This is a genomic window from Polaromonas sp., assembly GCF_018780625.1.
GTDB lineage: Bacteria > Pseudomonadota > Gammaproteobacteria > Burkholderiales > Burkholderiaceae_C > Polaromonas.
The window spans coordinates 1-17,037 of sequence record NZ_JADMJK010000014.1 but is presented as its reverse complement, the minus strand read 5'-3'; the positions used below and the strand labels follow the sequence as shown (position 1 = coordinate 17,037).

General features: G+C 61.1%; 15 protein-coding genes and 1 tRNA gene. 8 read left to right on the top strand and 8 right to left on the bottom strand.

Annotated features, from left to right (window positions below):
* The first annotated feature begins 68 nt into the window (after positions 1-68).
* On the top strand, positions 69-1,082 hold the full coding sequence (egtD, locus tag IV091_RS01230; protein ID WP_293464159.1) for an L-histidine N(alpha)-methyltransferase: 1,014 nt from the start codon (positions 69-71) through the stop codon (positions 1,080-1,082).
* A gap of 84 nt (positions 1,083-1,166) precedes the next feature.
* Here the strand turns inward: egtD and alaS are convergent, their stop codons facing one another.
* Positions 1,167-3,809: an alanine--tRNA ligase gene (gene alaS, locus IV091_RS01225; protein WP_293464158.1), complete on the bottom strand. Its 2,643-nt coding sequence runs from the start codon at positions 3,807-3,809 to the stop codon at positions 1,167-1,169.
* A gap of 239 nt (positions 3,810-4,048) precedes the next feature.
* On the opposite strand from alaS, the gene IV091_RS01220 reads away from it, so the two are divergent.
* The 3 genes from IV091_RS01220 to IV091_RS01210 all read left to right on the top strand — a co-directional run bounded on the left by IV091_RS01220 (position 4,049) and on the right by IV091_RS01210 (position 6,328).
* Entirely contained in the window at positions 4,049-5,527 is a 1,479-nt protein-coding gene (locus tag IV091_RS01220; RefSeq protein WP_293464157.1) for an NAD-dependent succinate-semialdehyde dehydrogenase, read from the top strand.
* 240 nt (positions 5,528-5,767) lie between these two features.
* A complete protein-coding gene (locus tag IV091_RS01215) occupies positions 5,768-6,190 on the top strand; it encodes a DsrE family protein (RefSeq protein WP_293464156.1) in 423 nt (140 codons plus the stop codon).
* 64 nt (positions 6,191-6,254) lie between these two features.
* Positions 6,255-6,328: transfer RNA gene (locus IV091_RS01210), tRNA-Gly, on the top strand.
* Between the two features lie 412 nt (positions 6,329-6,740).
* Here the strand turns inward: IV091_RS01210 and IV091_RS01205 are convergent.
* Entirely contained in the window at positions 6,741-7,379 is a 639-nt protein-coding gene (locus IV091_RS01205) for a CoA transferase subunit B (RefSeq protein ID WP_293464155.1), read from the bottom strand.
* A 3-nt stretch (positions 7,380-7,382) separates the two neighbouring features.
* Complete coding sequence (locus IV091_RS01200; protein WP_293464154.1) at positions 7,383-8,090, bottom strand: CoA transferase subunit A; 708 nt, start codon at positions 8,088-8,090, stop codon at positions 7,383-7,385.
* An 87-nt stretch (positions 8,091-8,177) separates the two neighbouring features.
* On the opposite strand from IV091_RS01200, the gene IV091_RS01195 reads away from it, so the two are divergent.
* Positions 8,178-8,732 carry a LuxR C-terminal-related transcriptional regulator gene (locus IV091_RS01195; RefSeq protein ID WP_293464153.1) on the top strand — a complete coding sequence of 185 codons (555 nt, stop codon included), beginning with the start codon at positions 8,178-8,180 and terminating at the stop codon, positions 8,730-8,732.
* An 87-nt stretch (positions 8,733-8,819) separates the two neighbouring features.
* Here IV091_RS01195 and IV091_RS01190 read toward each other — a convergent pair whose 3' ends face one another.
* A complete protein-coding gene (locus IV091_RS01190) occupies positions 8,820-9,197 on the bottom strand; it encodes a carboxymuconolactone decarboxylase family protein (RefSeq protein ID WP_293464152.1) in 378 nt (125 codons plus the stop codon).
* A 148-nt stretch (positions 9,198-9,345) separates the two neighbouring features.
* Between IV091_RS01190 and IV091_RS01185 the strand changes: the two genes are divergently transcribed.
* Positions 9,346-9,921, top strand: a complete 576-nt coding sequence (locus tag IV091_RS01185) for a peroxidase-related enzyme (protein ID WP_293464151.1) — start codon at positions 9,346-9,348, stop codon at positions 9,919-9,921.
* A gap of 6 nt (positions 9,922-9,927) precedes the next feature.
* On the opposite strand, the gene IV091_RS01180 is transcribed toward IV091_RS01185, so the two are convergent.
* Positions 9,928-12,345, bottom strand: coding sequence for a Lon protease family protein (locus tag IV091_RS01180; protein WP_293464150.1), 2,418 nt, complete (start codon positions 12,343-12,345; stop codon positions 9,928-9,930).
* Between the two features lie 32 nt (positions 12,346-12,377).
* Entirely contained in the window at positions 12,378-12,797 is a 420-nt protein-coding gene (locus tag IV091_RS01175; protein ID WP_293464149.1) for an acyl-CoA thioesterase, read from the bottom strand.
* Between the two features lie 195 nt (positions 12,798-12,992).
* On the opposite strand from IV091_RS01175, the gene IV091_RS01170 reads away from it, so the two are divergent.
* Both IV091_RS01170 and IV091_RS01165 read left to right on the top strand, forming a co-directional pair.
* On the top strand, positions 12,993-14,678 hold the full coding sequence (locus tag IV091_RS01170) for an electron transfer flavoprotein-ubiquinone oxidoreductase (RefSeq protein WP_293464148.1): 1,686 nt from the start codon (positions 12,993-12,995) through the stop codon (positions 14,676-14,678).
* A gap of 79 nt (positions 14,679-14,757) precedes the next feature.
* A complete protein-coding gene (locus IV091_RS01165) occupies positions 14,758-15,159 on the top strand; it encodes a phage holin family protein (protein WP_293464147.1) in 402 nt (133 codons plus the stop codon).
* Positions 15,160-15,258: 99 nt separating this feature from the next.
* On the opposite strand, the gene IV091_RS01160 is transcribed toward IV091_RS01165, so the two are convergent.
* On the bottom strand, positions 15,259-16,173 hold the full coding sequence (locus tag IV091_RS01160) for an NAD(P)-dependent oxidoreductase (RefSeq protein WP_293464146.1): 915 nt from the start codon (positions 16,171-16,173) through the stop codon (positions 15,259-15,261).
* Positions 16,174-16,201: 28 nt separating this feature from the next.
* The gene (gene otnI, locus IV091_RS01155) at positions 16,202-16,999 is read right to left on the bottom strand and encodes a 2-oxo-tetronate isomerase (RefSeq protein ID WP_293464145.1); all 798 of its coding nucleotides are present in this window, start codon (positions 16,997-16,999) and stop codon (positions 16,202-16,204) included.
* Between the last annotated feature and the right edge of the window lie 38 nt (positions 17,000-17,037).

Genomic DNA, 17,037 nt, shown 5'->3' with positions numbered 1-17,037 from the left:
ACAGTCCTACAAAAGCGCTCTCCAAACTGCTTTTAAATCTATTTTTAATCTCTTTGGTCTCGCTGATTTTGAACCCTCCCCTCAACACTTCCGCCCTGTCGCCTGCGTCGCCGCAGTTCATCAACCGCGACACCGACGCACTGCCGGGGCAGGGACCCGGCCCGGTGCAGGAATTGAGCGAAGGTCTGATGGCGGTGGACGCCAGCGTCTCGCCCAAATACTTCTACAACGCGCTGGGATCCAGGCTGTTTGAGGCGATCACGGGCCTGAGTGAGTACTACCCGACGCGCACCGAGGCCGGAATTTTTGAGACTTGCCATGCGCACCTCGCCCGGGCATTGGCCGAAAGGGGGATTCAGCGGCCCTGCCTGATTGACCTGGGCGCGGGCAACTGCGCCAAAGCCATGGCCTTGATTCCCCACCTGCAGCCGCGCCAGTACGTGCCGGTCGACATTTCGGTGGACTTTTTAAAAGACGCCGCAGCGCAAGTGCAAAGCTGCTTTCCGGCGCTCGACATCGTCGGGCTGGGCATGGACTTTTCAGCCGGTCTGGCGCTGCCAGCTGCGGTGCAGGCAGAGGACCGGGTGTTTTTCTACCCGGGCTCCAGCCTGGGAAATTTTCAGCCCGCGCAAGCCTTGCAGTTTTTGCAGCATATCGCCGACCCCGCGCAAGGCCATGCGCGCGGCCTGGTGCTGGGCATTGACCTGGTCAAGGACAAGGCGACGCTGGAAGCGGCTTATGACGACGCCCTTGGCGTCACCGCCGCCTTCAACAAAAACCTGCTGCTCAACGTCAACCAGCTGATCCAGTCGGACTTTGATGTTCGCCAGTGGCGCCATGTGGCGCTGTTCGACGCCGCGCAATCACGCATTGAGATGCACCTGGAAGCCACGCAAGCGCTAAGCGTGCAGTGGCCTGGCCATACCCGCCGCTTTGAAGCGGGCGAGCGCATCCACACCGAGTCGTCGTACAAATACACGCCGGACGGCATGACGGCGCTGCTGAAGCAGGCCGGATTCAGCCAGGTCCGGCACTGGAGCGACCCGAAAAACTGGTTCGCAGTGTTCTGGGCGTCGGTTTGAATTTATAAAATTTGGCCGTAATCCAATTAATTAGGACTCCATTAGCTATCAATAAAATAGCAAATAGAGCCCATAGCTTAGCGATCAGACGCGTTCGATCACCCAGGCCAGCACGGAGTTGAGCGCACTGTCCAGGTTGGACGCATCGGTACCGCCGGCCATGGCCATGTCGGCCTTGCCGCCGCCCTTGCCGCCCACTTGGCTGGCCACAAAGTTGACCAGTTCGCCGGCCTTGACCTTGGACGTCGAGTCGTTCGTGACGCCAGCGGCAATCTGCACCTTGCTGCCATCGACGGCGGCCAGCACGATGACGGCGGTCTTGAGCTTGTCCTTGAGCTTGTCCATGGTGTCCCGCAGCGTCTTGGCGTCGGCGCCTTCGAGCCGTACGGCCAGCACTTTCAGGCCTTTGACGTCAACCGCCTGCAGCATCAGTTCATCGCCCTGCGACGAGGCCAGCTTGCCTTTGAGCGCGGTGACTTCCTTTTCCAGCGACTTGACCTGCTCCATCACCTGGCCGATGCGGTGCTGCAATTCGGCCGGGCTGGCCTTGAGCGACGACGCGGCGGTCTGCACCGTGGATTCGAGCGACTGCAGGTAGGCCAGCGCGTTCTGGCCGGTGACGGCTTCGACGCGGCGCACGCCCGAGGCGACGCCGCTCTCGGCCACGATCTTGAACAGGCCGATGTCGCCGGTGCGGCCTACATGGGTGCCGCCGCACAGTTCCTTGCTCGAGCCGATGCTCAGCACGCGCACAGTGTCGCCGTATTTCTCGCCGAACAGCATCATGGCGCCGGTCTTCTGGGCCGACTCCATGTCCATCTCCCTGGCCTCGGCGGCCAGGTTGGCCAGGATTTCGGCGTTGACGCGGGCTTCAACTTCGCGGATCTGCGCGTCGGTCATGGGCGCGTTGTGCGCAAAGTCAAAACGGGTGCGCTCGGCATTAACCAGGCTGCCCTTTTGCTGCACATGCGCGCCCAGCACTTCGCGCAAGGCCTTGTGCATCAGATGGGTGGCGCTGTGGTTGCGCACGGTGGCGGCGCGCACGGCGGTGTTGACCTTGGCGCTGACATGGTCGCCCACGTTGAGCGTGCCCTGGGTCAGCGTGCCGTGGTGGCCGTACACGTCAGCCTTGATCTTGAGTGTGTCGCTCACGGCGAAATGTGCCGAGCCACTGACCAGTTCACCCTCGTCGCCGGCCTGGCCGCCGCTTTCGGCATAGAACGGCGTCGTGTCCAGCACCACCACGCCGCTTTGACCGGATTTCAGTGCGGCAACGCTGACGCCGTCTGCGTAGAGCGCTACGATTTTTGACGTTTCTTCCAGGTGCTCATAACCGGTGAAGCGGTTGACGGCGCCGGTGTAGTCCAGGGCACGGTCCATCTTGAATTTGCCGGCGGCACGGGCCTGGGCTTTTTGCTGGTTCATGGCCAGCGCAAAGCCGGCCTCGTCCACGCTCAGGCCGCGTTCACGGCATACGTCGGCGGACAAGTCCAGCGGAAAGCCATAGGTGTCATGCAGCTTGAAGGCCACCTCGCCCGGCAGCACCTTGCGACCATCGGCCAGTGCCGCATCCAGAATCTGCATGCCGGTTTCCAGCGTTTCAAAGAAGCGCTCTTCCTCGGCCTTGAGCACCTCGGTGATGCGCTGCTGATCCGCCGCCAGCCGCGGATAGGCCTCACCCATCACCTCGACCAGATCAGCCACCAGCTTGTGGAAAAACGGCGTCTTCTTGCCCAGCAGGTAGCCATGGCGAATCGCGCGGCGAATGATGCGGCGCTGCACATAGCCGCGGCCTTCGTTGGACGGGTTGACGCCGTCGCTCACCAAAAACGCGGTGGCGCGGATGTGGTCGGCAATCACGCGCAGCGATTTGTGGCCCAGGTCCTGCTCGCCAGTTTCGCGGGCAGCGGCCTTGATCAGCGCGTCAAAAATATCGATCTCGTAGTTGCTGTGCACATGCTGCAAGATGGCAGCCAGGCGCTCCAGCCCCATGCCGGTATCGACGCAGGGCGCGGGCAGCGGACGCGTCGAGCCGTCTTCCGCCATGTTGAACTGCATGAACACGTTGTTCCAGATTTCGATGAACCGGTCGCCGTCTTCCTCAGGACTTCCGGGAGGGCCGCCGGCAATGTGGTCGCCGTGGTCGTAGAAGATTTCCGAGCAGGGGCCGCAAGGGCCGGTGTCGGCCATCATCCAGAAGTTGTCGGATTTGTAGCGCCCGCCCTTGTTGTCGCCGATGCGGATCACGCGCTCGGGCGGCAAGCCAATTTCCTTGGTCCAGATGTCGTAGGCCTCGTCGTCTTCTTCGTACACCGTGGCCAGCAGGCGCTCGGCCGGCAGTTTGTACACCTCGGTCAGCAACTCCCACGCCCATTTGAGCGACTCGCGCTTGAAGTAGTCGCCAAAGCTCCAGTTGCCCAGCATCTCGAAGAAGGTGTGGTGGCGGGCGGTGTAGCCGACGTTTTCCAGGTCGTTGTGCTTGCCGCCGGCGCGCAGGCAGGCCTGCACCGAGGTGGCGCGCACATACGGGCGCTTGTCCACGCCCAGAAACACGTCCTTGAACTGGACCATGCCGGAGTTGGTGAACATCAGCGTCGGGTCGTTGCCCGGCACCAGCGAGCTCGAAGGCACCACGGTGTGCCCCTTGGACGCAAAGAAGTCGAGGAAGGTCTTGCGGATGTCTGCGACAGTGACGACAGCGGTGGCGGAGGAAGTGGGAGTGCTCATGTTGGGCCAGTTGGGGCGAACCGCTGCGATGACCAATCAACGCAGCTAGCCGCTCGCGGGTGCTTGAAAAGACGGCATGAGGCACTGGACCCCGGTCTGGGCCCGGCCTGCCTTGAACATTGATTATAAGTTTGCGGTGCGCCAAGGTTACAGCGCGTTTCGCGCGCAGGCGCTATGCTTGCAGGCTGCCCCCTGCGACCAATCACCGCAGCCCACACAGCCCACCGAAGGACACACGCATGGACATGACAACCTCCCCTCTGGCCTTACTCAAAGACCCCAGCCTGCTCAAGACCGACGCACTGGTCAACGGGCAGTGGCTGCCGGGCGCCAGCCGCTTTGACGTGCGGGATCCGGCCACCGGCCACAAACTGGCCGATGTCGCCAACCTCGGCCCGGCCAACGCCGAAGCCGCCATTGCAGCTGCCAACGCCGCCTGGCCCGCCTGGCGCAGCAAAACGGGCAAGGAGCGCAGCATCATTTTGCGCAAGTGGTTTGACTTGCTGATCGCCAACCAGGAAGACCTGGGCCGCATCATGACGGCCGAGCAAGGCAAGCCCTTTGCCGAAGCCAAGGGCGAAGTGGCCTATGGCGCCAGCTTTGTTGAATGGTTTGCCGAGGAAGCCAAACGCGTCAACGGCGAAACGCTGCCGCAGTTTGACAACAACCGCCGCCTGATGGTGCTCAAGCAGCCCATCGGCGTGTGCGCCGCCATCACGCCCTGGAACTTTCCGCTGGCCATGATTACCCGCAAGGTCGCTCCGGCACTGGCGGCCGGTTGCACGGTCGTGATCAAACCGGCCGAACTGACGCCGCTGAGCGCGCTGGCCGCGGCCGAACTGGCCATACGCGCCGGCATTCCGGCGGGTGTTCTCAATGTGCTGACGGCCGACAGTGACAACTCCATTGCAGTGGGCAAGGTATTTTGCGCCAGCGACGTGGTGCGCCACATCAGTTTCACCGGCTCCACCGAAGTCGGCCGCATCCTGATGGCGCAAAGCGCGCCGTCGGTGAAAAAGCTGTCGCTGGAACTGGGGGGCAATGCGCCGTTCATCGTGTTTGATGACGCCGATGTCGACTCGGCCGTGGAAGGCGCCATGGCCAGCAAGTACCGCAACGCCGGCCAGACCTGCGTCTGCGCCAACCGCATTTATGTGCAAGACGGCGTGTACGACGAATTTATCCAGAAATTCGCCGCCAAGGTCAGGCTGCTGAAGGTGGGCAACGGCTTTGAGGACGGCGTGGCACAAGGCCCGCTGATTGAGGACGCTGCCATCAGCAAGGTCGAGCGCCATGTACAGGACGCCCTGGCCAAGGGCGGCAAACTTCTGGTCGGCGGCCACAAACTGGCCGGCCAGTTTTTTGAGCCCACGGTGATCTCGGAAGCCACCGGCGACATGCTTTGCGCCCGGGAGGAAACCTTTGGGCCGTTTGCGCCGGTGTTTCGCTTCAGGCACGAGCAGGAAGCCGTTGACGCCGCCAACAACACCGAGTTTGGCCTGGCCAGCTATTTCTACAGCCGCGACATAGGCCGTATCTACCGCGTGGCCGAAGCGCTGGAATACGGCATGGTCGGGATCAACGTCGGCGTGATTGCCACCGAACACGTGCCGTTTGGCGGCGTCAAGCAGTCAGGCCTGGGCCGGGAAGGCTCCAGCCACGGCATGGAGGAGTATCTGGAGATGAAATACCTGTGCCTGGGCGACATCCTCAAGTAAAAAGATAGCGGCGAGCCCTGTCAGCAGGTGCTGGCAGGGCCCGCAGGCTGGATTGCCACATGGCATACACCAGTCATTTCGAATGTACGGATAAACACCTATCACCATTTCCCTAATCGGGAGATAGCATGGGCCACGCATTGGGGGCAGCCGAAAAGGCAGATTGAAGTGCCCTTCGCGCACAACTCACAGAGCACATCTGTCGGGCACTGACATACATCCATAGGAGACACAACACCCATGAACCGCAAAACCTTTTTTCTTGGCCTGCTGATTGCCGTCAGCGCCCTTTTCACAGGCTGCGCCACTACGCCGGCGCCTAGAGAAAAAGTGGTGTTTCAGGTGAGCGACAGCGACCCCGGCAAATGGGCTCTGGCGCTCAGCAACGCCAAGAATGTCCAGGATTCATTCGGCGCAGACAAGGTAGACGTCGAAATTGTGGTCTACGGCCCCGGCATAGGCATGCTCAAGGCTAACGCGCCCATCAGCGACCGCGTTGGGACAGCCGTCAAGTCTGGCGTCCAGATCGTCGCCTGCGAAAACACGATGGTGGCCCAAAAGCTCACCAGGGCCGACATGAATCCTGCCATCTCTTACGTGCCCGCCGGCGTGGTAGAACTGATGAAACGTCAACGCGAAGGTTGGGCCTACATCCGGCCTTGAGGCATTCATTCATTCATGAATGCAGGCCACCTCAATGGGTGGCCCCTATATAATTCAAGGCACCGCGGGTGTAGTTCAATGGTAGAACGGCAGCTTCCCAAGCTTCATACGAGGGTTCGATTCCCTTCACCCGCTCCAAATTTTCACATCACAGCGTCTTACAACCCTTCAAAACCCGCGTATCTTTTAGGTACAGCGGGTTTTTTGTTGTCTCATGCAGATTCACGGGCGAACATGACGTACCGCCATGAAGGCGGTATTTTCAGCTACCGCTATTCCCCATACCTGTTGCGGCCAGTGGCTTTTTGACCAGGGGCGCCGACTTTGACTGACCAGACACCATCGAGTTGCAGCCCGCTACCAGCCGTGGTTTCCAGACATCTGGCGTGATCACCGATTTTCGGCACCCCAGGTCAAAAATACATTGATGCCTACACCCCAAAACGGTACTGAAAGCCTCAAGAGCCTTGGTCGGCTCTACCCCGAACTGCAACGGCATGGCTGTTAACCGTACCCAAAGCGTCGACTGAGTTCCTCAGCCTTAACCAATTCAGATCAGCTGAACACCGGTCCTGGCCTGCAGGGCCTCCATCGTCACACCCGGCGCCAACTCGATCACCTTGAGGCCGGCAGGGGTGACGTCCATCACGGCCAGGTCAGTGATGATGCGGTCCACCACGCCCACGCCTGTGAGCGGCAGGGTGCATTGCGGCAATATCTTCATATCCTCGGTGCCGTCTTTCTTTTTGGCGACATGCTCCATCAGGACGATGACGCGCTTCACGCCAGCCACCAGATCCATCGCCCCGCCCATGCCCTTGACCATCTTGCCCGGAATCATCCAGTTGGCCAGGTCGCCCTGCTCACTGACCTGCATCGCCCCGAGAATGGACAGGTTGATCTTGCCGCCGCGAATCATGGCAAAGCTTTCATGGCTGCCAAAAATGGACGAGCCCTTGATGGTGGTGACCGTTTGCTTGCCCGCGTTGATCAGGTCGGCATCCACCGCATCTTCGGCCGGGAACGGCCCAATGCCGAGCATGCCGTTTTCCGACTGCAGCCAGACTTCCTTGTCGTCGGGCACAAAGTTGGCCACCAGGGTGGGAATGCCAATGCCGAGGTTGACGTAAAAGCCGTCTTCGAGTTCTTGGGCGGCGCGTGCCGCCATTTGGTCTTGGGTCCACGGCATGGTTCAGGCTCCTGCTTTTTCAGTGATGGTTCTTTTTTCGATCCGCTTTTCGGGATTCGGGTTGTGCACGATGCGGTGCACATAGATACCGGGCAGGTGAACCGAATCGGGCTCCATGGCGCCGGTTTCCACCACCTCTTCCACCTCGACAATGCACACCTTGCCCGCCATGGCGGCGGCCGGGTTGAAGTTGCGCGCCGTCAGGCGAAACTGCAGGTTGCCGGACTTGTCGGCCCGGAAGGCCTTGACCAGCGACACCTGAGGCACCAGCGCCCGCTCCATGACGTACCTCTCGCCATCGAACTCGCGCAATTCCTTGCCTTCGGCCACCAGGGTGCCGACACCGGTCTTGGTGAAAAAGGCCGGAATGCCGGCGCCGCCCGCGCGCAGCTTTTCGGCCAGCGTGCCCTGGGGGGTAAATTCAAGTTCCAGTTCGCCCGCGAGGTACTGGCGCTCGAACTCCTTGTTCTCACCGACGTAGGAGGAGATCATTTTTTTGATCTGGCGCGTCTCCAGCAACTTGCCAAGGCCGAATCCGTCGACCCCTGCGTTGTTGGAAATAACCGTCAGGTCCTTCACGCCGGAGTCGCGCAAGGCGTCAATCAGCGCCTCTGGAATACCGCACAGACCGAAGCCGCCGACGGCCATCAACTGCCCGTCCTTGACGACGCCCTTCAGAGCCTCTGCAGCAGAGGGAAAAAGTTTATTCAAAAAAATCTCCTTGAGTTTTTCAACAACTACGCAAGCCACGACGATACTACTTATTTGCATACGTAGTTTTTCGTAAAGGTTAGCCCCATGCCTGTGGATTACCAACTTGCCTTCGATCTGGCACCGGTGGGACTGGTGTTGTCCCGCAACCGGTCCATTCTGGACTGCAACCAGCACCTGTGCGAAATGTTTGGCGCGACGCCAGAGCAGCTCACAGGACAATCGTTTTTGATTCTCTACCCCAGCGCGGACGAGTACGAGCGCATCGGCGCCCGCATGCTGCCCATCCTGAATGCCACAGGCATGTATTCGGACGACCGCATCATGAAGCGCGTGGGTGGGCATAACAAGGACGAGACCTTCTGGTGCCATGTCACGGGGCGCGCACTGAACCGCAGCGCCCCGCACGAGGCGGGTATCTGGGCGTTTGAAGACCTGAGCGCGCGCCGCCCGGTGACGGCGGAACTCACCGCGCGCGAGCGTGAGGTGGCCGCCCACCTGATGCAGGGCATGACCTCCAAGGAAATTGGCCGTGCCCTGGTCATCAGCCACCGAACCGTCGAAATTTACCGCGCGCGCCTCATGCGCAAGTACCAGGCATCCACAACAGCCGATCTGGTTCAAAAATTGATGGCCGCATGATGCTGTCAATTAAATAGCAAATAAAGCCCGCCATCATTGGGCTAAAGACCTAAATCACGTAGATTCAACAACAGCGCTTGTGCGCTGTCAGGCCTTCTTCGGTCCATCGACCACCTCGGCCGCAGTCCGGAACGCATCCACCGCGGCCGGCACGCCGCAGTAAACGGCTGCATGCAGCAACACTTCCTGCAGTTCGGCCGGGGTCGCGCCGTTGTTGAGCGCGCCGCGCAAATGGCCCTTGAGTTCATGCTGCTTGCCCAAGGCTGTCAGCATGGCCACTGTGATCAGGCTGCGGGTCTTGAGGTCCAGGCCGGGCCGCTGCCACACATCGCCCCAGGCCTTGGCCGTGATGTGCTCCTGGATGGGACGGGTGAAATCGGTGATGCTGGCCAGGGCAGTGGCGACAAATTCTTCGCCCATCACCTGCTTGCGGGTGGCAAGGCCTTTGTCGAATTGGGAATCCATAGGGATGCGCTCCTGAATAAAACCGCCAGCATAGCGGGTGCGCACCTGCCGGTGCAAAACCTTCCGCATTGATCTCACAGGGTCCTTGCCCGGCGCTCGCCGTATCATTGCCAGGCACCACCGTTCCCCCAAAAAAATGAGACACGCCATGAACACACGCTACCCCGCCCCCGCCCTGCTCGACCTGCCCGACGACATCAAGGCCAAGGTGCTCGAGGTGCAGGAAAAAGCCGGCTTTGTGCCCAACGTGTTTCTGGCGCTGGCCAGGCGCCCGGCTGAATGGCGCGCGTTTTTTGCCTACCACGACGCGCTGATGCTCAGGGAGGAGTCTGGTCTCTCCAAAGGCGAGCGCGAGATGATCGTCACGACCACCAGCGCGGCCAACCACTGCCTCTACTGTGTGGTGGCCCATGGCGCGATTTTGCGGATTTATGAAAAAAAACCGCTGGTGGCCGACCAGGTCGCGGTGAACTACCGCAAGGCCGACATCAGCCCGCGCCAGCGCGCCATGCTCGACTTTGCGATGAAAATCTGCCTGCAGTCCGACGCGCTGGAAGACGCTGACTTTGAAGCGCTGTACCCGCACGGCTTTAACGACGAAGACGCCTGGGACATTGCGGCCATCACGGCATTTTTCGGCCTGTCCAACCGCATGGCCAGCTTCAGTGGCATGCAGCCCAACCATGAGTTCTACCTGATGGGCCGCGTCCCCAAACAGAAATAAGCAACCCTATTTGTTGATGCGCCCGGGCTTGTGCGGGCCCGACTGCTGGCAGGCGCGCCGGTAGTCCTGCAGGGTTTTTTGCGCCTGCCCCAGCAGGCTGTCCGCCGGGTAAGCGCCCGCCGCGTCCAGCGCGCCAAAGGGGCAGCCGGTCAACAGCTCCAGACCTTCACCGGCGCACTCTGCGGTGTAGATATGAAAGTGGCCCTCCGCCACGGCCTGCACCACCTTGCGGTCCAGCATCAGATGCCGGCGGTTGCGATGGGGAATCAGGACGCCCTGGTGGCCATCCAGCCCGACGGTCTCGCAGCTTCGGAAATAGCCCTCAATTTTTTCGTTGATGGCGCCGACCGGCATCATGTCGCCATACTGGTTGACGGCGCCCGTCACGGCAATGCCCTGCTTGATCGCCATGCCGGACAGCGACGACAGCAGCGCGTAAAGCTCGGCACAAGACGCTGAATCGCCTTCGACGCCGTGGTACTCCTGTTCAAAAACGACCGCCGCATTGAGCGCCAGCGGCGCAATATGGGCAAACAGCGCCGACAGGTAGCTGTGCAAAATCAAAACGCCCTTGTCGTGGATGGGGCCTGACAGCTTGACCTCGCGCTCCACGTTGAGCAGGCCTTCATCGCCGGCATAGGTGCGAGCCGTGACACCGACCGGAAAACCAAAGCGGTAGTCGCCCAGGTCAATCACCGTCAGGCCGTTGAGTTGACCGACCTTGTCGCCCGACAGCACCAGCAGCCGCTCGCCGTCGGCAATGGTTTCCTGCTCGCGCTGCTCGGGGTAGTCGTGCCGGTATTTGCGGGCACGCAGTGCGGCCTCGACGTCCTGCAGTTCCACCAGCGCGCCGCCCCGGGTGCGGCACGCCGAGGCGCTTTCCATCACCAGCGCCTCGGTGTGCGCAAAGATCGCGCTCTGGCGTGCCTGGTCATCGACTTCGCGGTGCGAGTCCTCCAGCAGGCAGGCCACGGCGGCGGCTGAAAAATGGGGAAATCCCATCTTGCGGCAGGTGTGCGCCACAAAAAGGGCCGACGCGCGCCAGGTCTCATCGGTGGCTGAAAAACTCTCGGCAAAGTCCACCTTGCAGCGAAACCGGCGCGAAAACTCCGGGTCGCCTTCCTGCACCGCGTAATACTCCTCCACGGATGCAATCAGGATGATCTTGACATCGACATCCACCGCCTCCGGCGTCAGGGTCACGGCGGCAATCGGCGAATACATCGTGCCCGGCTCCTCAATCTGAAGGCGGCCGCTGCGCAAAAAGCGGCGCAGCTTTTCCCAGACCAGTTCATCGGCCAGCAGGTCGCGCAGATGCAGCAGTAAAAACCCGCCGTTGGCCTGCAGCAGGCTGCCCGCGCGAATGTACGAAAAATCCGTCACCAGCACGTCCTCGTCGGACTGGTGCTCGATGCTGCCGAACAGGGTGCGAAACAGCGGGTTGTCTTCCACCAGCACGGGCGCACCGCTCAGGCCATGGTTGTCCACCACCAGGTTGATGCGGTAGCGCGAGAGCACCGAATCCAGCGCTTCGAGCCGCAGGTCTTCTTCGGTGTCGCCCACCTGGAACAACTCCACGTGTTCCAGCACATCGTGCAGCACCTCGTCCAGGTAGCAACCCAGCCGGGCCGAATCCCCAGCCTGTTGCTTGAGTTCTTCGCGGATTTTCTGCAGCGCATGCGCCACCAGGGGCTTGACCACCTGGCGGCGCAAGGCCGCAAGCCCCTCGTTCATGACGCGCTCCAGCGCGCGGGTCTTGTCCAGAAACCGGGCAATCTCGGCGCGAAGCGCCTGCTCGGCCTGGTCAATCTGGGTGCGCCGCTCCTTGGGCAAGGCCAGCGCCTCGGTTTCGGTCAGGGCCTTGCCCTTGGCGTCCCGCAGGGTAAAGACCAGATGGCCCTCTTCGCGAAACAGCGAAAAGCTGCGCGCCTCCGCAAAGGCATCGAGCTCGGCATAAGCCGGCGCTTCCTCGGCCTTGTAGGCCTTTTCAAGGCGCTCGCTTTCGGTCCTGAAATCCTGGCCCGTCAGCAGTTTGGGAATTTCCGCCTGCAGTGTTTTGGTCAGCTGCGTCATGCGTTGGCGCAGCACGCGGCCCTGGCCGGCCGGCTGGCGCAGGGCCAGTGGCCGCTCCGGGGTGTCGAAGTTATGCACGTAGCACCAGTCCGGCGGCACAGGCCGGCTGGCCGCGAGCGTCTGCGCCAGGTCGCGCAGCAAGGTGGAGCGCCCGCTGCCAACTTCGCCCAGCACAAACAGGTTGTAGTCGCGCTGGCCCATCTCCAGCCCGAAACGGGCCGCAGTCCGGGCTCGCTGCTGGCCTATCCAGGGCAGCGTTTGCGCCAGCAACTCTGACGTGTCGGCAAACCCCAGCGTAGCGGGGTCGATGGTGAGACGCAGCTCAGCGGGCGCGACTTCAGTGATGGGCATTTTGAAAACCTCCTGGTCCGCCCATCATGCACTCAACTGACGATCTGGCGCACCCAGTCGGGCAGCGCTTTGGCCTTTTGTGCCGGAAAGTCGACCCAGATCGTGGTGGCGCCGCCTTCGGCGCAAATCACCTCCGGCGCATCGGCGCGCGCCATGGTGACCCAGCTCTCAAAGGTGGTGCGGCCCGGGTCGCTGACGTACATCCTGGCCAGTACATCACCCGGGTATTCAAGCTGCCTGTAAAAATTGCAAAATGCATTGACGATGACCGGGCCTTCGCCGAGCGGGTCGGGCTTGCAGCCAATGGCGGACATCCAGTCAATGCGAATGATTTCGAGGTAACGGAAATACGAGCCATTGTTCAGGTGGCCCATGGCATCCATGTCGCCCCAGCGGATCGGGATGCGCATTTCAAACACCAGTTTTTTCTTTTCGGGAAGTTCAATTTTCATCGGTTGACCTGATTCATGGCTAAAAAAAACGTGACGCTGCGGCAGGCCCTGAAAAATTCATGCTGACGGCACATCAAGCCTCCTTTTGATTAAAAGCGAACGGCCGTTAGCGCCCCGCATTCACACCCTAAAATCAATAGCGAGACAACGCATTGCCCTGACAGTCCTGAAATCCATTATCAGCGAGCCCACCGAATGAACAACCAAGAAATTCTGGCCCAGTTTGGCCCCCGTGAAGCCATGGAATACGACGTGGTCGTGGTCGGAGGAGGCCCCGGCGGCCTGGCCACCGCGATTCGCCTGAAGCAGCTGGCGGCCGAAAAAGGCACCGACCTGTCGGTGGTAGTGCTTGAAAAAGGCTCGGAGCCAGGCGCGCATATTTTGTCGGGCGCGGTAATGGACCCCAAGGCCCTGACCGAACTGATTCCCGACTGGAAAGCCCTGGGCGCCCCCCTGAATCAGGCCGTCACGGAAGATGAAGTGCTGTTCCTGAGCGAAACAGGCGCCGTCAAAACGCCAGGCTTTCTGGTGCCGGACTGCTTTCACAACGAAGGCAATTTTGTCATCAGCCTGGGCAACCTCACACGCTGGCTTAGCGCACAGGCTGAAGCCCTGGGCGTCGAAATATTCCCCGGCTTTGCCGCAGCTGAAGTCCTGTACAACGACGATGGCTCGGTCAAGGGCGTCGCCACCGGAAATTTGGGTGTTGGCAAGGACGGCGAGCCGACCGGCAATTTCCAGCTGGGCATGGAACTGCACGGCAAGTACACCGTGTTTGCCGAAGGCGCGCGCGGCCACCTGGGCCGCCAGCTTATCAGCCGCTTCAAGCTGGACGAGGGCCGTGACCCGCAGGCCTATGCGCTGGGCATCAAGGAACTCTGGGAAATCGACCCCAGCAAGCACAAGCCGGGCCTGGTGGTGCACACCGCCGGCTGGCCCATGGACAGCCAGACCTATGGCGGCGGCTTCCTGTACCACCTTGAAGACAACAAAGTCACGCTCGGCTTTGTCACCGGGCTGGACTACAGCAACCCTTACCTCAGCCCGTTTGAGGAAATGCAGCGCTGGAAAACGCACCCCAGCATCAAGGCCTACCTGGAAGGCGGCAAGCGCATCAGCTACGGCGCGCGGGCACTCACGGCGGGCGGCGCGCTGAGCCTGCCCAAAACCGTGTTCCCGGGCGGCGCGCTGATTGGCTGCGAAGCCGGCTACCTGAACGCGGCCCGCATCAAGGGCAGCCACGCCGCCATCAAAACCGGCATGCTGGCCGCAGACGCCGCCTATGCCGCCGTGACGGCCGGGCGCCAGCACGATGAACTGAGCGCCTACCCCGAGGCCTACGCCACCAGCTGGCTGGCCGCCGAGCTGGACCAGTCGCGCAACTTCAAGGCTTGGTTCAAGAAAGGGCTGTACGTGGGCTCGCTCATGACGGGCATCGAGCACTGGCTGCTGCCGCGCATCGGCATCAAGAGCCCGCCGTGGACGATTCACAGGCGCACGCCCGACCACGCGATGCTCAAGCCCGCCGCCGAGTGCCAGCCCATCGTCTACCCCAAGCCCGACAACAAGATCACCTTTGACCGCCTGACCTCGGTGTTCATCAGCAACACCAACCACGAAGAGCACCAGCCGGCGCACCTGACGCTGAAAGACGCGGGCGTGCCGGTCAGCGTCAACCTGGCGCTGTACGCCGGCCCCGAGAGCCGCTACTGCCCGGCCGGTGTGTATGAGTACGTGAAAAATGCCGACAACACCGACCGGCTGCAGATCAATGCGCAGAACTGCGTGCACTGCAAGACCTGCGACATCAAGGACCCGACGCAAAACATCGTCTGGGTCACGCCAGAAGGCGGCGGCGGACCCAACTACAGCGGCATGTGATGGGGTGGGCAGGGCGCTGCGGGCGCCTGTCATCCCACCGCCCTATTCGCAATCAACGCCACGGAGCAAAACGACTGACATGCTGCAAAACCTGACGCCCTTTCTTTTTCACTGGGCCATCACTGCGCTGTCGCTCTGGGTCGCCAGTCATATCTTTGCCGGCCTGAAATTTGACAATACCGCGTCACTGATCGTCTCTGCGCTGCTGCTCGGCTTTGCCAACGCGATCATCAAGCCGCTGCTGATCGTGCTCACCTTGCCGCTGACGCTGCTGACCTTCGGTCTGTTTTTGCTGGTGATCAATGCGCTGATGATTTTGCTGGTGGCCTGGCTGGTCAAGGGCTTCAAGGTGTCCAGCTTCTGGACGGCATTTTTTGCCAGCATCTTCATTTCCCTGCTGAGTCTCGTGATCGGCTCGTTCATCGTCACGGACGACGCGGCGACCACCATCCAGATGCCACGCGATGGCCTGTGGCTTTGAGGTCGCCATCCTGGTAAAGCAATCCCGGGCGCAGAAATTTAAGAAGGGCAGTCACTCAAGCAGGACACTGTCGCAAAAAATGGTGGCCACTTAACAAACCTATGCTTCTTTCGCGCCATTAAGAATATTGAAGCTGCGCAGCAGATGAGGCACGAACTGCGTTTTAAAACCCAGATTGCCCGCTACGGTGTAAGCATTGTGGACGGCATCGCCAATGAAAGACACGGCCTTGGCTTCTCCGGCCATCCGGGCATAGTAGTGCATGTCCTTGTGCGCGTTAGCCAGCGAAAAACGGAATAGCTGATCGTTGCCCTCGATCACATAAGGTCGCAGCCGCTGGAACGCGGTGCTGTTCGCCCCACCGGAGGCGATCACGTCGCACAACACCTCAAGGTTCACGCCGGTCTTGCTGGCACACGAAAAAGCTTCGGCCAGAATGGCGGCGTTGCCCAGCACGACGAACTGGTGCAGCAGCTTGGTGGTGTGCCCGGCGCTGACCGCGCCGCAGTAGTAGATGTTCTTCGCAAACAAGTCAAAAACAGGACGAACGTTTTCAAGCACTTCCCTGTCGCCTCCCACCAGCAGGTTGACTGTTCCTTCGTCGGCATCCTTGGGCGTGCCGGTCATGGCGGCATCGAGGAATTTGCCGTTCCTTGCTGCAATGGCCTCAGCCACACGCAGTGTGGAGTCGGGCAAGGAAGTAGAGCAGTCCACCACCACGCAGCCCGGCTTCAGCCCCTGGAGGATGCCGTTTTCGGCAAACACCACCTCCTCAACTTGCGGCGAGCCGGTGACGCAGATGATGATCACATCGGCCGTGGCCGCTACTTCGGCGGCGGTCTTCAGGCTCTGTGCACCACGCGCCAGCAGATCAGCGCAGTGCATCTCGTTTTCCTTTGAGCGCAGCAGCAACGCGACCTGATGACCCTTGTCCAGCACATGCTTTGCCATGCCCCTGCCCATCATTCCCAAGCCAATGAAGCCGATCTTTTGGCTAGATTCAGAATTCCTCATTACCAATTTCCTCTCAAAAATAAACGCGTCACAGATAAGGCCTGAGCCAGCCCAGCCCGGCTGACGTGCCGCCAGGCTGCATCCCGGCTCGGGGCCGGTACTCGCAACCCACCCAACCCTCGTAGCCCAACTCGTCAAGTAAGGCGAACAGATAAGGGTAGTTCAGTTCGCCCACATCGGGCTCGTTCCGCTGCGGCACGCCCGCAATCTGGATATGGCCGACATTGCCGGTTGGCAGGTAGTGGCGCAGTTTCATCGCCAGGTCGCCTTCAACGATCTGGCAGTGGTACAGGTCCATCTGCACCTTGAGGCTGGAGGCACCCACGTCTTCGACAACCTTGTGCGCATGGTCCTGGCGGTTCAGGAAGAAACGCGGGATGTCGCGCGTGTTGATCGGTTCGATCAACACATCAACACCGTGCCTGGCGGCCTCCTGAGCGGCCCAGCGCAGCTGGCTGACGTAGGTGGGGTACAGCGCCTCGCGCTCTGTGCCCACGGGCAGCAGTCCGGCCATGACATGAATGCGCGGACAGTCCAGAGCGGCGGCGTAGTCGAGTGCCTTGCCAATACCGGCACGGAACTCCGCTTCGCGTCCGGGCAGGCAGGCCAGGCCGCGCTCGCCACCGTCCCAGTCGCCGGGCGGTGCATTGAACAGCACCTGCTGCAGGCCATTAGCCTTGAGGCGGACTGCGATTTCGCGGGCTTCAAAAGCGTAGGGAAACAGATACTCTACCGCCTTGAAGCCGTCTTTGGCGGCAGCTTCAAAACGATCAAGAAACTCGAACTCGGGGTAGAGCATGGACAAATTGGCAGCAAATTGAGGCATAGGGTTCACCAGCGGGCGCCAAAGGTCTGGCGCAGTTC

Bases quoted from the DNA above. Each gene is read 5' to 3' on its own strand.
- IV091_RS01175 (WP_293464149.1), bottom strand. From the start codon at position 12,797: ATGAAAATTGAACTTCCCGAAAAGAAAAAACTGGTGTTTGAAATGCGC.
- IV091_RS01185 (WP_293464151.1), top strand. From the start codon at position 9,346: ATGAACACACGCTACCCCGCCCCCGCCCTGCTCGACCTGCCCGACGAC.
- IV091_RS01190 (WP_293464152.1), bottom strand. From the start codon at position 9,197: ATGGATTCCCAATTCGACAAAGGCCTTGCCACCCGCAAGCAGGTGATG.
- IV091_RS01180 (WP_293464150.1), bottom strand. From the start codon at position 12,345: ATGCCCATCACTGAAGTCGCGCCCGCTGAGCTGCGTCTCACCATCGAC.
- IV091_RS01220 (WP_293464157.1), top strand. From the start codon at position 4,049: ATGGACATGACAACCTCCCCTCTGGCCTTACTCAAAGACCCCAGCCTG.
- IV091_RS01215 (WP_293464156.1), top strand. From the start codon at position 5,768: ATGAACCGCAAAACCTTTTTTCTTGGCCTGCTGATTGCCGTCAGCGCC.
- IV091_RS01165 (WP_293464147.1), top strand. From the start codon at position 14,758: ATGCTGCAAAACCTGACGCCCTTTCTTTTTCACTGGGCCATCACTGCG.
- IV091_RS01205 (WP_293464155.1), bottom strand. From the start codon at position 7,379: ATGCCGTGGACCCAAGACCAAATGGCGGCACGCGCCGCCCAAGAACTC.
- alaS (WP_293464158.1), bottom strand. From the start codon at position 3,809: ATGAGCACTCCCACTTCCTCCGCCACCGCTGTCGTCACTGTCGCAGAC.
- IV091_RS01160 (WP_293464146.1), bottom strand. From the start codon at position 16,173: ATGAGGAATTCTGAATCTAGCCAAAAGATCGGCTTCATTGGCTTGGGA.
- otnI (WP_293464145.1), bottom strand. From the start codon at position 16,999: ATGCCTCAATTTGCTGCCAATTTGTCCATGCTCTACCCCGAGTTCGAG.
- IV091_RS01170 (WP_293464148.1), top strand. From the start codon at position 12,993: ATGAACAACCAAGAAATTCTGGCCCAGTTTGGCCCCCGTGAAGCCATG.
- IV091_RS01195 (WP_293464153.1), top strand. From the start codon at position 8,178: ATGCCTGTGGATTACCAACTTGCCTTCGATCTGGCACCGGTGGGACTG.